The following is a 13,672-nucleotide window of genomic DNA, read 5'->3' on the forward strand; positions in this document are numbered from 1 at the left end:
CCATGAAGCAGGCGGCAAGCCGGCCGAGGCCGCCATTGCCGAGCGCGGCATCGGGTTCGAGCCCGGCGATGAGGTCGAGGTCGACGCTGAGCGAGCGCAGCGCCTCGCGCATGTTGTCCATCAGGCCGAGATTGGAGAAGGCATCGCGCATCAGGCGGCCGATGAGGAATTCCAGCGACAGATAGTAGACGCGCTTCTCCTGCTGGGCGTAGGCCTCCTGGGTGGCCTGCATCCACTGATCGACGACGCGGTCGCGCACGACCTTGATCGATGCGGTGAGCCAGTCGTACTGGGTGGCGACGTTGGTGCCCTTACCGACCCTGTATTTGAGGGCCAGCAAGACTTCGTCGGCGAGCGTCTTGGGATCGGGGATTTCCAGGATGGGAGCTTCGGTCGTCATCGCGTTTGTCATGTCGCCTCTCGTGCGGTTGCCATGATCATACCGGCTTTCACGGTTCCTCCCACCCTACCCCAGTGCATTGCAGCATATATTCAATCGATTTAGGTCGATAGGCAACCGATTCATCTGCGGCAATTTACCCGACGAGGCGGATCAGGCGGCCAGCGCGTCCTCCGGCGGCTTCTTGGCGCCGGTCATCAACGCGACGGCATCCGACATGGAAATCTGCTTCGGATCGACGACGCAGAGGCGTCGTCCAAGCCGGTGGATGTGGATGCGGTCGGCCACCTCGAAGACATGCGGCATGTTGTGCGAGATGAGCACGATCGGCAGGCCGCGCTTCTTGACGTCGAGGATCAGCTCCAGCACTCGGCGGCTTTCCTTGACGCCGAGCGCCGCGGTCGGTTCGTCCATGATCACCACTTTCGAGCCGAAGGCGGCGGCACGCGCCACCGCCACGCCCTGGCGCTGGCCGCCGGACAGCGTTTCCACCGCCTGGCTGATGTTCTGGATGGTCATCAGGCCGAGTTCGGTGAGCTTGTCGCGGGCGCGCTTTTCCATCGCCGGACGGTCGAGCATGCGAAGCCAGCTGCCGAGCGGGCCGGGCTTGCGGATCTCGCGGCCGAGGAACATGTTGTCGGCGATCGACAGCGCCGGCGACAAGGCCAGGTTCTGGTAGACGGTCTCGATGCCGGCTTCGCGGGCCTCGATAGGTGACTTGAACAGAACCTGTTTGCCGTCCAGCTCGATGGTCCCTTCGTCGGGGTGCACCGCGCCGGAGATCGCCTTGATCAGCGTCGACTTGCCGGCGCCGTTGTCGCCGATCACCGCCAGGATTTCTCCCGGGTAGAGATCGAAGTCGCAGTTGTTGAGCGCTGTGACGCGGCCATAGCGCTTGGTGAGACCGCGCGCGGTGAGGACAGGCTGCTGGGTCATGACTACACCGAAACCTTTCTGATCCACTGGTCGATCGCGACGGCGCCGATGATCAGCACGCCGGTGAGCAGCACCTTCCATTGCGGATCGGCGCCCAGCATGTTGAGGCCCATCGAGACGACGCCGACGATCATGGCGCCGAACAGCGTGCCGAGGATCGAGCCGCGGCCGCCAAAGAGCGAGATGCCGCCGATCACGGTCGCGGTAATGGCCTGCAGATTGTAGTCGGTGACGGCGGCCGACGGTGAGATCGAACCGTTGCGGCCGATCGAGACCCAAGCCGCGAAAGCGGCGATCAGGCCGGCGAGCGTATAGACGGCGATCAACACCTTCTTGGTCTGGATGCCCGACAGCTTCGCCGCCTCGGGGTCGTCGCCAACGGCGTAGACGTGGCGTCCCCAGGCGGTGTGGTTGAGCACATACCACAGCACCGCCACCAGCACGACCGTGGCAATGACGCCGGCTGTCAGCACGGCGGAGCCGACCCTGAAGCTCATCGCGAACAGGTGCAGAAGCGGCGCCTGCGCATCGACATCGGCGTCGCGGATCGTCTCGTTGGCCGAATAGATGAAATTCGTGGCCATGACGATGTTCCAGGTGCCGAGCGTGACGATGAACGGCGGCAGCTTCATGTAGGCGACCAGCAGGCCGTTGAGCAGCCCGCAGGCGCCACCTGCAGCAAGGCCTACCACCACCGCGAGAATGGTCGGCATACCGTAGGTGATGGCGCAATTGCCCATGATGACGGCCGAAATCACCATGATCACGCCGATCGACAGATCGATGCCGGCGGTCAGGATGACCAGCGTCTGGGCGGCGCCGAGAATGCCGACGATGGCGATCTGCTGCAGGATCAGCGTCAGTGTGTAGGACGAGAAGAACCGTCCGCCGATGGCGATACCGAAGATGATGATCGACAAGACCAGCACGATCAGCGGCACGGCGGCCGGCGTGGAGTGCAGGAAATGCTGGGCGCGCTTGACTAATGACTTGCCGTGCTCATCGAAGGCGGCGACGCTGGTGTCGCTGCTCGAGAGAACCTTCTCGAATTCCTGAATCTGAGACATATCTCCTCCCGTCTGCGCGGAGCTTCTCACGGCTCCCCGTCCCGTTCACGCATTCCGGTCTGTCGCCTGGATTGTCAGCGCCAACGAAAGCGCATCGTCCACCCGATGCGGCCGGGGATCAAGCCCCAGCCGCAAGGTTTATGTGCCGGTCAGCCCAGCATCAGCCCCAGCACTTGTCGAGGCCTTCCTTGGTGTCGATCGACTTGACGCCGTTGGCCGGCTTGTCGGTGACGAGGTTGACGCCGGTGTCGAAGAAGTTCTTGCCTTCGGTCGGCTTCGGCTTGGTGCCGTCCTTGGCGAAAGCGGCGATCGCCTCGATACCGAGCGCGGCCATCTGCAGCGGATATTGCTGCGAAGTGGCGCCGATGACGCCTTCGGTGACCGACTTGACGCCGGGGCAGCCGCCGTCGACCGAGACGATCAGCACCTGCTTCTCGAGGCCTACTGCCTTGAGCGCCTGGTAGGCGCCGACCGCGGCCGGCTCGTTGATGGTGTGGATGACGTTGATGGTGTTGTCCTTCTGCAGAAGGTTCTCCATCGCCTTGCGGCCACCCTCTTCATTGCCGTTGGTCACGTCATGGCCGACGATGCGCGGATCGTCCTCATCGCCGATCTTGTTGGGGTCTTTCACGTCGATGCCGTAGCCCATCATGAAGCCCTGGTCGCGCAGCACGTCCACGGTCGGCTGCGACGGGGTCAGGTCGAGGAAGCCGATCTTGGCGTCCTTGGCCTTGTCGCCGAGCGTCGCGGCGGCCCAGGCGCCGATCAGCTTGCCGGCTTCGAGATTGTCCGTGGCGAAGGTCGCGTCGGCCGCGTCGATCGGATCGAGCGGGGTGTCAAGCGCGATCACCAGCAGGCCGGCGTCACGCGCCTTCTTCACCGTCGGCACGATGCCCTTGGTGTCGGATGCGGTGATCAGGATACCCTTGGCGCCGTCGGCGATGCAGCTTTCGATCGCCGCCACCTGGCTCTCGCTGTCACCGTCGATCTTGCCGGCATAGGTCTTGAGATCGACGCCGAGTTCCTTGGCCTTGGCGGTCGCACCCTCCTTCATCTTGACGAAGAAGGGATTGGTGTCAGTCTTGGTGATCAGGCAGGCGCCGACGCCGGCGGCCGATGCCGTCGAGGCGAACGCCATCAGGCCCAACCCGGCGGCCGCAAACACGGTGGACTTCAGCAGTGCTTTCTTGGTCACGATTTTCCTCCCAGTGGAACCATTGCGGACGCCGGGCCACCCGGCGTCTCAAGCGCATCCAACCATTTCTCCCAGCGTGGACGCCCCTTCAAAAGACACCAGTCCGAGACGGCTGTCAATAATTAAATCACTCTTATTTATTATTGACAGCCTTGCATCGTTCACTCATTCTGCACGAAAAGCATTGAGGGGAAACGACGGAGGAAACAGGGTGGAGACCGGCATTGCGAGGCACGGTTCGCCCGAGGCGGCAGAGAGCCGCCTGCACCGCGGCACCAACCAGAGCGGCATGCGCGACCACAATGAGCGGCTTGTGCTGTCCTTGGTGCGCCAGCATGGCAGCCTCGCCAAATCCGACATAGCGCGCATGACCGGGCTTTCGGCGCAGACCGTTTCGGTCATCATGCGCGAGCTGGAGGACGACAGGCTGCTGGTGCGCCAGGCACCGCTGCGCGGCAGGATCGGCCAGCCCTCCATTCCCATGGCGCTCAACCCGGAAGGCGCCTTCTTCATCGGCCTCAAGATCGGCCGCCGCAGCGCCGAGCTGGTGCTGATCGACTTCCTCGGCAATGTGCGCTCGATGCTGCAGCACTCCTACCGCTATCCGGCGCCGCGCGAGACGGTGGAATTCGCGCTGACCGGCATGACCAGGATGCGCGGCGAGCTCACCCAGGCGCAGGACAAGCGCATTGCCGGGCTCGGCATCGCCATGCCGTTCGAATTGTGGAACTGGGCCGACACCGCCGGCGCGCCGCGCGAGATCATGGACGAATGGCGCCACCGCGACATCCGTTCCGACATCCAGGCGCAGTGCGACTTCCCGGTCTACCTGCAGAACGACGCCACCTCGGCCTGTGGCGCCGAGCTTGTCTTCGGCCAGGCCGGTGCTGCGCGCGACTTCGTCTATTTCTACATCGGCGCCTTCGCCGGCGGCGGCATCGTGCTCAACGGCCGGCTGTTCGGCGGGCCGACCGGCAATGCCGGCGCGCTGGGCTCGATGCCGGTTCCGGGGCCCGACGGCAAGCCGACCCAGCTCATCGACGTGGCGTCGATCGCCATGCTGGAGAAGGCGCTCAACGCGCGCGGCGTCGAGGCCTCGCATCTGTGGACGTCGCCCGAGGACTGGGGCGACATCGGTCCCGAGCTCGACATATGGATCGCCGGAGCCGCGCAGGCGCTGGCCTACGCTATCGTCGCGGCCTCCTCGGTCATCGATTTCGAGGCGGCGGTGATCGACGGCTGGATGCCGCTGTCGGTGCGCGGCCGTCTCGTCGATGCTGTGAGGGTGGCCGTCGGCACGATCGACGGCGAAGGCCTGAAGTTGCCGGCGGTGCGCGAAGGAACCGTCGGCATCCACGCTCGGGCACTTGGCGGCGCCAGCCTGCCCCTGTCCGAGCGCTTCCTGATCGGCTCGACCACCATTTCCAGGAGCCCCTGAATGCTGATCGGCATCCCGTCGCTGCTTGGCCCGGAGCTTCTGGCGACGCTGCGCGCCATGGGCCATGGCGACGAAATCGCGCTTGTCGACGGCAACTACCCGGCCGAGCAGCAGGCGCATCGGTTGATCCGCGCCGACGGCCATCATCTGGTCCCCGTGCTCGACGCCATTCTGAGCGTGCTGCCGGTGGACGACGCCGTGCCAGAGGCGCTGTTTCGCGCCTCGGTCAAGGGCGATCCGGCGCTTGCCGATCCGGTCCACCATGAGATGGAAGCGGTCTGCGCCAGGCGCGCGCCCGGCCACAAGGTGGTTGCGCTGGCCGGCGCCGACTTCTATGCCCGGGTCAAGGCCGCGCACGCCATCGTCGCCACCAGCGAGCCCCGTCTCTATGCCAACATCATCATCCGCAAAGGCGTGATCTATCCGCCGGAAAGCCAGACATCATGATCCTCTGCTGCGGCGAAGCCCTGATCGACATGCTGCCGCGCACGACGACCGAGGGCGAGCCGGCCTTCGCGCCCTATGTCGGCGGCGCGGTTTTCAACACGGCGATCGCGCTCGGGCGGCTCGGCGCGCCGGCCGGCTTCTTTTCCGGCCTGTCGTCGGACCTGTTCGGCGGCCAGTTCCGCGAAGCGCTCGGGGCAAGCAAGGTCAGCTCCACCTATGCCCACACCTCGCCAAGGCCGACGACGCTCGCCTTCGTGCGGCTCACCAACGGCCAGGCGACCTACACCTTCTACGACGAGAACACCGCCGGACGCATGCTCACCATCGAGGATCTGCCGAGCCTCGGCGCCGAGATCGAGGCGATGCTGTTCGGCGCCATCAGCCTGATCTCCGAGCCCGCGGGATCGGCCTATGAGGAGTTCATGCGGCGCGAGCACAACAGTCGCGTCATGATGCTCGACCCCAACATCCGGCCGAACTTCATCCCCGACAAGGCAAAGCACCTGCGGCGCATCCGCGAGATGATGGCGATGGCCGACATCGTGAAACTGTCGGACGAGGACCTCAACTGGTTCGACGAAGCCGGCTCGCATGAGGACGTCATCCGCAACTGGCTGGATCGCGGACCGAAGCTGATCGTCGTCACCCATGGCAGCGAGGGCGCGGTCGGCTACAGCAAGAGCCACAAGGTCACGGTGACGCCGCAGAAGGTGGCGGTGGTCGACACGGTCGGCGCCGGCGACACGTTCAATGCCGGCATCCTCGCCTCGCTGCACGAACAGGGCCTGCTCACCAAGGCGGCGATCGGCGACCTGTCGGAAGACGCGATCCGCCAGGCGCTGGCGCTCGGCGCCAAGGCGGCGGCGGTGACGGTGTCGCGCGCCGGCGCCAATCCGCCCTGGCGCCATGAAATCGCCTGATCGGCCGTCCATCCGGCGGCAAAGCCGCCCAGCCGGCTGATCACTTTATGTTTCCACCGGCCGAAAAGGCGCGAGAAAAGGCGCTGATTGCACCCTGCAAAGGCCGGATTTCCGGCACCTTGCGGAGAAGCAGGAGAGATCGGCGGTAACAGGCTGCGACATCCCGACAGGTCGCCATGCCCCCGGGCTGGCTTTCTCGGATTGTCCAAGTCTGGTACCAGCGGCGGTTAAGTTGTTGTTTCTGTGCGCGTCATGCCCCCGCCGCTTGCCCTTGGCGACACGCACCAACCCCTTGAGGCAGACATGCAGTTCATCGATCTCGGCGCGCAGCGCGAACGTATCCGCGACCGGTTGAAGGCCGCGATCGACCGCGTCGTCGACGAAGGCCGTTATATCCTCGGGCCTCAGGTCACCGAATTCGAGAACAAACTCGCGGCCTATGTCGGCACCAAGCATGTCGTGGCCTGCGCCAACGGCACCGACGCGCTGCTGCTGCCGCTGTTTGCGGCCGGCATCGGCCCGGGCGATGCGGTGTTCGTGCCGAGCTTTACCTTCGCGGCGACGGCCGAAGTTGTGGCGCTCGCCAAGGCCGAGCCGGTATTCGTCGATGTCGATCCCGACACCTACAACATCGACATCGCCAGCCTCGAGGCGGCGATCGCGATGATCAGGAAGGAAGGCAGGCTGAAGCCGAAGGCGATCATACCGGTCGACCTGTTCGGGCTCGCCGCAGACTACGAAGCGATCATGGCGATCGCCAAGCGCGAGGACCTGATGGTGATCGAGGATGCCGCCCAGTCGATCGGCGGCTCAGTCGACGGCAAGTTCTGCGGTTCCTTCGGCCATGTCGGCTCGACCAGCTTCTATCCGGCGAAGCCGCTCGGCTGCTACGGCGACGGCGGCGCGATGTTCACCAATGACGATGCGATGGCCGACAAGCTCAGATCCTTCGCCTTCCACGGCAAGGGCGAAACGCAGTACGACAACATCCGCGTCGGCATCAATTCGCGCCTCGACACGCTGCAGGCGGCGATCCTGATCGAGAAGCTCGTCATCCTCGAGGACGAGATGGTTGCCCGGCAGGTGGTGGCGCAGCGCTACGCCGAGGGTCTCGGCGATATCCTCACGGCCTCGCGCAATCTGGGCCACGGCCGCGCGGCCTGGGCGCAAGACGCCATCGAAACGCCGAAGCGCGACGGGCTGAAGGCGCATCTGACGGAGAAGGGCATCCCTTCCGTCATCTATTATGTGAAGCCGCTGCACGTGCAGCTTGCCTATCGCGACTATCCGCGCACGCCGACCGGCCTCGCCGTTTCGGAAGAGCTGCCGAAGCGTATCCTTTGCCTGCCGATGCACCCCTATCTCAGCGAAGCCGACCAGGACCGTATCATCGAGACGATTCGTAACTATATCGGCTCGAACTCGGCGCACGTCGCGGCGGCGTAGCCGTGCCCTCGGACGGGGAACACAGCAGAGCAGAATTCTGAACCATTGCAATGCCTTAACGTCACAGCATGGATCCCAGGGTCTGCGCCGCGTTGCTTCGCTCCAGGATGACGAAGCGATAGCTGGCCGTCAGTTGCAAGCGTTTAAGCTGCGCCCGCGCTTTTCCCGCTGGCAATGAAATGCGGGTTGGCGAAATCCGCGTCCGTGGCCTGGTCGCGCTTGCCGTAAGCGAGCGGCTTGCCGTCCAGCGTGCGCGTCATGCCGCCGGCGGCCCGCAGCACCGCGTCACCGGCGGCGGTGTCCCATTCCATGGTGCGGCCGAAGCGTGGATAGACGTCCGCCTCGGCGGCGGCGACGAGGCAGAATTTCAGCGACGAGCCGACCGAAACGATCTCGGCGGCGCCAAGGTCGCGGATGAAGGCATCGGTTTCCGGCGTGTTGTGTGAGCGGCTGGCGACCACGGCGAGCGGCATCCCCCCTGTCCGCACGGCGATCGGACGGCGGCCGGTGATGCGAAAATTGGCATCGACCTCGATCGCTTCCGCCCTGCCCGGCCGGCCCGAGAAGAAACGCCCCGTGCAGGGCGCGAAGACGACACCGATCTCCGGCACGCCGTGGCGGACCAGCGCGATGTTGACGGTGAAATCGGTGCGGCGGTTGACGAATTCCTTGGTGCCGTCGAGCGGATCGATCAGCAAGAAGGCGTCGTCGAGATCGGGCGTCGCAACGCCCGCCGCGACTTCTTCCTCGGCCACGCAAGGGATGTCGGGATAGGCGGCGCGCAGACCGGCGAGGATGATCTTCTCGCTCTCGCGGTCGGCTTCCGTCACCGGCGTGCTGTCCGATTTCGTGTCGATGGCGCAGCCTGCGTGGAAGACGCGCATCACCTCGCGCCCGGCATCCAGCGCCAGGCGCTCGAACACGCCGAGCATGGCCTCGTCGTCAGATGCCGCCGCCGCTGTCATATTGGTCTTCGGCAATGTCGCGCTCGTTCAGCCAGAGTTCCAGGGCCTCTACCATCTCCTCGGTCGTTTTGCCGAGCGTCTTCAGATGGATTTCGGGATTCTCCGGAGCTTCATAGGGTGAATCGACGCCGGTGAAATTCTTGATCTCGCCGCTCAGCGCGCGCGCATAGAGGCCCTTCGGATCGCGCCTGGCGCATTCCTCGAACGGCGTGTCGACGAACACCTCGACGAACTCGCCATCCGCCATCAGCTCGCGCGCCACGCGCCGCTCGGCGGCGAAGGGCGAGATGAAGGAGACGATGACGATCAGGCCGGCATCGGCCATAAGCCGGGCGACCTCGGCAACGCGGCGGATGTTCTCGACGCGATCGGCGTCGGTGAAGCCGAGGTCGCGGTTGAGGCCGTGGCGGACATTGTCGCCGTCGAGGATGTAGGTGTGGCGCCCCGAGGCGAACAGCTTCTTCTCGAACAGATTGGCGATGGTCGACTTGCCGGAGCCGGAGAGCCCGGTGAACCAGAACACGGCCGGCCGCTGGTTCTTCAGGTCGGAACGGCCGCGCTTGCCGACATCGAGCGACTGCCAATGGATGTTTTCGGCGCGGCGCAGCGAATGCAGGATCATGCCGGCGCCGACCGTGGCATTGCTGATGCGGTCGATCAGGATGAAGGCGCCGGTGGTGCGGTTCTCGGCGAAATTGTCGAAGGCGATCGGCGAGCGCGTCGAGAGATTGCAGATGCCGACCTCGTTCATCTCCAGCGACTTCGCCGCCTCGTGGGCGAAGTCGTTGACGTTGACGCGGTACTTCAGCTCGGTGACGGTGGCGCTCACCTGGTCGGTTTCGGTGCGCAGGATGTAGGAGCGGCCGGGCAACAGCGCATGCTCGTCGAACCAGACGATGTTGGCGGCGAACTGGTCGGCGACCTGCGGCCGCGACGCCGGCGCGACCAGAATGTTGCCGCGCGACACCTCGACCTCGTCGTCGAGGACGAGCGTGATCGCCTGGCCGGCAACCGCTTGGGCAAGGTCGCCGCCATGGGCGACGATGCGCTTGACGCGGGACGACTTGCCGGACTTGGCGACGACGACCTCGTCGCCCTGCGAAACCGACCCGGACGCGATGGTGCCGGCAAAGCCGCGGAAATCGAGATTGGGGCGATTCACATACTGCACCGGGAAGCGGAACGGCAGTTCGACCACTGCCTCGTCGACCGATACGGTTTCCAGATGCTCGATCAGCGTGGGCCCCGAATACCACGGCATGTTGCCGGAGCGGCTGGAGACATTGTCGCCGTAGCGGGCCGACATCGGGATCGGCACGATCGTCTGGAAGCCGAGGCTTTGCGAAAACTGGCTGTAATCCTCGACGATCCTGTCGAACACCGCCTGGTCGAAATCGACGAGGTCGATCTTGTTGACGGCCAGCACAATGTGGCGAATGCCGAGCAGCGAGGCGATGATCGAATGGCGCCTGGTCTGGCGCAGCACGCCCTGGCGCGCGTCGATCAGCACGATGGCGAGATCGGCGGTCGAGGCGCCGGTCGCCATGTTGCGCGTGTACTGCTCGTGGCCGGGCGTGTCGGCGACGATGAACTTGCGCTTCGGCGTGGCGAAGAAGCGGTAGGCGACGTCGATGGTGATGCCCTGCTCGCGCTCGGCTTCGAGCCCGTCGACCAGGAGCGCGAAGTCGATGTCGTCGCCTGTCGTGCCGTGCTTGCGCGAATCGCGCTCCAGCGCGGCAAGCTGGTCTTCGAAGATCTGCTTGGTGTCCGACAGCAGACGCCCAATCAGCGTCGACTTGCCGTCGTCGACCGAGCCGCAAGTGAGGAAGCGCAGCAGCGACTTCTTCTCCTGCGCGGCCATGTATTCGCGGATCGAGTCGGTGGGGGCGAGGCTTTTGGCCATGATGTGGCGCATGCTCAGAAATACCCCTCGCGCTTCTTCTTTTCCATCGAGCCGGCTTCGTCGCGGTCGATGAGGCGGCCCTGGCGCTCCGAGGTGCGCGCCGTCAGCATCTCGCCGACGATGGCCTCCAGCGTGTCGGCATCGGACTCGATAGCGCCGGTCAGCGGATAGCAGCCAAGCGTGCGGAAGCGCACCATCCGGTTCTCGACCGCTTCGTCCGAACGCAACTGCATGCGGTCGTCGTCCTTGAGGATCAGCATGCCGTCGCGTTCGACGACCGGCCGTTCCTTGGCGAAATAGAGCGGCACAATCGGGATGTCTTCCTGCAGGATGTACTGCCAGATATCGAGCTCGGTCCAGTTGGACAACGGAAAGACGCGGATCGACTCGCCGGCGGCGATGCGGGTGTTGAAGATCTTCCACATTTCCGGCCGCTGGTTCTTCGGGTCCCAGGCGTGCTGGGCGTTGCGGAAGGAAAAGATCCGTTCCTTGGCGCGCGACTTCTCCTCGTCGCGGCGGGCGCCGCCGAAGGCGGCGTCGAAGCCGTATTTGTCGAGCGCCTGGCGCAACGCCACCGTCTTCATCACATGGGTATGGGTGTTCGAGCCATGGTCGAACGGGTTGATGTTGTCGCGCACGCCGTCCTCGTTGACATGCACCAGGAGGTCGAAGCCCAGCTTCTGCGCCATCTGGTCGCGAAAGGCGATCATCTCGCGGAACTTCCAGGTGGTGTCGACGTGCAGGAAGGGAAAAGGCGGCTTGGCCGGGAAAAAGGCCTTCATCGCCAGGTGCATCAGCACGGAAGAATCCTTGCCGACCGAATAGAGCATGACGGGCTTGGAGAAGGAGGCCGCCACCTCGCGGAAGATGTGGATGGATTCGGCCTCGAGCCGCTGCAGGTGCGTAAGTGCGATATTCATGGACTGTGAGCGTTCTCTCGTGCCATCCAGACCTTGCATCAACGGATCAGGCACCGTTTCTTAAAAACAGCCCGGTTCAAGCTTTGCTTCTGGACATTCGTGCGGGCGTTCTAGCAGATCGTGATTGCGGGGAACAATGCCAGACGCGCCCGCCAGATGGCCAATCTGGAATGAATTTTCCACGATCAGTGCGTATGTGGGAAAATCCTGCCCTACCGCCTGATGTATGGCAAAGAACGGAGAAACTATTGCCTTTCGGGTGACCGTGGACGGCCCGCCGCGCGAAGCTCCCGCTCACGCGGATGCGCGCCGGGCTGCCGATTTGTGATAGGCCCTCCAGCGGCCGCACTATCGGGAATCGGACCCAGCGGCTATACCGGCCACACATGCTGCCCGCGCGCCGTGGCACCAAATAGGCTTCGAAGGTGATCGCGTCCGCCGTCGCGGACCAACACGGCGTCCCAACGACCCCCAGACATTGCGAAACAGAGCATTGAACCCGCTTTTATCCATCAAACGGCACCTCACGCCCGCGCAGATCAACGTCTACTTCTCGATCTTTTGCTTCTTTTGTCCGCCGGTGCTGGGTTCGGCCGTGAGCTTTGTGTTCATCGGCGGCGGTCTTTGGTCAGGGGTACTGCTCGCCCTGAAGCGGCGACGCTTCAATTTCGATCCGCCGATGCTCGCCATAACGGTGGCGATCTATGTCTATTGCGCGGCATACCTGCTGGCGTCGGCCGTCAACAACGCGCTCGGGGCCGATGCGCCGCATCTCGTGGCGCTGGTCACGTTCCTGCTGTTCCCGATCTCCTACTCGACCTGGAGCATAACCGCAAAGGCGACCCTTGCCCGCATCGTCGTGGTCGCCAGCATGGCGGCATGTTTTGGCGCCCTGGTGCTGGCCGTGGTGCAATACTACTGGCTCGGCATGCGGGCCGAAGGCGGGGCCGGAAACGCCATTCCGTTCGCCACGGTCACCTGTCTCGGCGTCATGATGTGCATGGCCGGGGCGCTGTCGGGCATTGAAAGAGCCAAAGGCCTTCTGATCCCGGCGGTACTGGCCGGCATCATTGCCATCCTCTATTCGGGCACCCGCATCATCTGGGTAGCCATACCGGTGTCGGGCATCGCCGTACTCTTGATCAATCGGCGCAGGCTGGAGCAGGCAAGTCTTGCTCGTCTGCTGCTGATTGCCGCCGTGATGTCGCTGGTGATCGCCATTCTCGGTTTCCATATCGTGTCGGAACGCGCGGATTTCCTGTTCAGCGACTGGGACGCGCTTGCCAAGGGCGACCACGCGACGGCGACGGGGTTGCGCGTGGCGCTGTGGCAGATCGGGCTCGGTGCATTCCGGGACGCTCCGATATTCGGACACGGCATCGCCGCCAGCCAGGCGCTGATGAAGCAAGGCTTCCATGAGCAGTTCGGCATGGCCATGGGCTTCAGCCATTTCCACAACGGCTTTCTGACCGCGCTGGTGCAGGCCGGGTTGGCCGGAGCAATCACGCTCGCGGCGATCTTCGCGGTCGCCGCATGGAACGCCGCAAAGGTTCTGCGCGTCAGCGCCGATCCGATCGAGCGCTTCGGCGCGACGATGGTCGCCGTCACGGTGATCGTCTACCTGATCGGCGGAATGACTGGCATCCTGCTCGGCCACGATATCCTCGATTCGACTTTCATGGTCTTCGTGGTGTCCGGAACCTACCTTGCGTCGGGGCGCCAACAGAGGCTGCCGCAGGAGCCGGCGGCCGCGATAGCGCCGGCAACCTGACCAAGGGGATGCGAAAACCCGCCATGAAAGTTCTGGTCACAGGCGCGACGGGATTCATCGGACGCCGGGTCGTGAGCCACCTTGCCGATGCGGGGTTCGAGGTGCGCACCGCCTCGCGCCGGCCGGAACGGCTTGAGCGGGCAAGCGGGGCGGTTCTGCTGCCCGGCTTCGATGCTCCCGCCGACGCCTTCCTCGCAATGATGGAGGGAGTGACACATGTCGTTCACTGCGCGGCGTTGAACAACGACCGCGGCGCCAGCGAGC

13 protein-coding genes are annotated in these 13,672 nt (G+C 64.5%); 6 read left to right on the forward strand and 7 right to left on the reverse strand.

Annotated features, from left to right (window positions below):
* The 4 genes from EOA33_RS08745 to EOA33_RS08760 form a co-directional block, all read right to left on the reverse strand.
* On the reverse strand, positions 1-412 hold a 412-nt coding region (locus EOA33_RS08745), incomplete at its 3' end, for a glycogen/starch/alpha-glucan phosphorylase (RefSeq protein WP_190234230.1).
* A gap of 141 nt (positions 413-553) precedes the next feature.
* Complete coding sequence (locus tag EOA33_RS08750) at positions 554-1,336, reverse strand: ATP-binding cassette domain-containing protein (RefSeq protein ID WP_126055823.1); 783 nt, start codon at positions 1,334-1,336, stop codon at positions 554-556.
* Positions 1,337-1,338: 2 nt separating this feature from the next.
* Positions 1,339-2,403, reverse strand: coding sequence for an ABC transporter permease (locus EOA33_RS08755; RefSeq protein WP_126055824.1), 1,065 nt, complete (start codon positions 2,401-2,403; stop codon positions 1,339-1,341).
* A gap of 160 nt (positions 2,404-2,563) precedes the next feature.
* Entirely contained in the window at positions 2,564-3,580 is a 1,017-nt protein-coding gene (locus EOA33_RS08760) for a sugar ABC transporter substrate-binding protein (RefSeq protein ID WP_189347617.1), read from the reverse strand.
* A 229-nt stretch (positions 3,581-3,809) separates the two neighbouring features.
* Here EOA33_RS08760 and EOA33_RS08765 point away from each other — a divergent pair, with 229 nt between their 5' ends.
* The 4 genes from EOA33_RS08765 (at position 3,810) to EOA33_RS08780 (ending at position 7,849) form a co-directional block, all read left to right on the forward strand.
* The gene (locus EOA33_RS08765; RefSeq protein WP_126055826.1) at positions 3,810-5,036 is read left to right on the forward strand and encodes an ROK family transcriptional regulator; all 1,227 of its coding nucleotides are present in this window, start codon (positions 3,810-3,812) and stop codon (positions 5,034-5,036) included.
* Positions 5,037-5,483, forward strand: coding sequence for an RbsD/FucU domain-containing protein (locus EOA33_RS08770; RefSeq protein WP_126055827.1), 447 nt, complete (start codon positions 5,037-5,039; stop codon positions 5,481-5,483).
* Entirely contained in the window at positions 5,480-6,403 is a 924-nt protein-coding gene (locus tag EOA33_RS08775; RefSeq protein WP_127405435.1) for a carbohydrate kinase, read from the forward strand. Before EOA33_RS08770 ends, EOA33_RS08775 begins: the two co-directional genes overlap by 4 nt.
* A 303-nt stretch (positions 6,404-6,706) precedes the next feature.
* Positions 6,707-7,849: a DegT/DnrJ/EryC1/StrS aminotransferase family protein gene (locus tag EOA33_RS08780; RefSeq protein ID WP_127405436.1), complete on the forward strand. Its 1,143-nt coding sequence runs from the start codon at positions 6,707-6,709 to the stop codon at positions 7,847-7,849.
* A 143-nt stretch (positions 7,850-7,992) separates the two neighbouring features.
* Here the strand turns inward: EOA33_RS08780 and cysQ are convergent, their stop codons facing one another.
* Genes cysQ through cysD form a run of 3 tightly spaced genes read right to left on the reverse strand, consistent with a single transcriptional unit; the run spans position 7,993 to position 11,637 of the window.
* Complete coding sequence (gene cysQ, locus EOA33_RS08785) at positions 7,993-8,781, reverse strand: 3'(2'),5'-bisphosphate nucleotidase CysQ (protein WP_189363116.1); 789 nt, start codon at positions 8,779-8,781, stop codon at positions 7,993-7,995.
* 10 nt (positions 8,782-8,791) lie between these two features.
* The gene (cysN, locus tag EOA33_RS08790) at positions 8,792-10,729 is read right to left on the reverse strand and encodes a sulfate adenylyltransferase subunit CysN (protein ID WP_190234231.1); all 1,938 of its coding nucleotides are present in this window, start codon (positions 10,727-10,729) and stop codon (positions 8,792-8,794) included.
* A gap of 2 nt (positions 10,730-10,731) precedes the next feature.
* Positions 10,732-11,637, reverse strand: a complete 906-nt coding sequence (cysD, locus tag EOA33_RS08795) for a sulfate adenylyltransferase subunit CysD (RefSeq protein ID WP_127405438.1) — start codon at positions 11,635-11,637, stop codon at positions 10,732-10,734.
* 493 nt (positions 11,638-12,130) lie between these two features.
* On the opposite strand from cysD, the gene EOA33_RS08800 reads away from it, so the two are divergent.
* Together EOA33_RS08800 and EOA33_RS08805 are read left to right on the forward strand one after the other, a co-directional pair.
* Positions 12,131-13,408 carry an O-antigen ligase gene (locus EOA33_RS08800; protein WP_127405439.1) on the forward strand — a complete coding sequence of 426 codons (1,278 nt, stop codon included), beginning with the start codon at positions 12,131-12,133 and terminating at the stop codon, positions 13,406-13,408.
* Between the two features lie 23 nt (positions 13,409-13,431).
* A partial coding sequence (locus tag EOA33_RS08805; protein WP_127405440.1) for an NAD-dependent epimerase/dehydratase family protein occupies positions 13,432-13,672 on the forward strand: 241 nt, incomplete at its 3' end.

This window comes from Mesorhizobium sp. M4A.F.Ca.ET.050.02.1.1 (assembly GCF_003997725.1).
Classification (GTDB): Bacteria; Pseudomonadota; Alphaproteobacteria; order Rhizobiales; family Rhizobiaceae; genus Mesorhizobium.

What these genes read in the sequence shown, in the direction of transcription:
- EOA33_RS08750 (WP_126055823.1), bottom strand. Translation starts at nt 1,336, where the DNA reads ATGACCCAGCAGCCTGTCCTCACCGCGCGCGGTCTCACCAAGCGCTAT.
- EOA33_RS08755 (WP_126055824.1), bottom strand. Translation starts at nt 2,403, where the DNA reads ATGTCTCAGATTCAGGAATTCGAGAAGGTTCTCTCGAGCAGCGACACC.
- EOA33_RS08770 (WP_126055827.1), top strand. Translation starts at nt 5,037, where the DNA reads ATGCTGATCGGCATCCCGTCGCTGCTTGGCCCGGAGCTTCTGGCGACG.
- EOA33_RS08775 (WP_127405435.1), top strand. Translation starts at nt 5,480, where the DNA reads ATGATCCTCTGCTGCGGCGAAGCCCTGATCGACATGCTGCCGCGCACG.
- EOA33_RS08780 (WP_127405436.1), top strand. Translation starts at nt 6,707, where the DNA reads ATGCAGTTCATCGATCTCGGCGCGCAGCGCGAACGTATCCGCGACCGG.
- cysQ (WP_189363116.1), bottom strand. Translation starts at nt 8,781, where the DNA reads ATGCTCGGCGTGTTCGAGCGCCTGGCGCTGGATGCCGGGCGCGAGGTG.
- cysN (WP_190234231.1), bottom strand. Translation starts at nt 10,729, where the DNA reads ATGCGCCACATCATGGCCAAAAGCCTCGCCCCCACCGACTCGATCCGC.
- cysD (WP_127405438.1), bottom strand. Translation starts at nt 11,637, where the DNA reads ATGAATATCGCACTTACGCACCTGCAGCGGCTCGAGGCCGAATCCATC.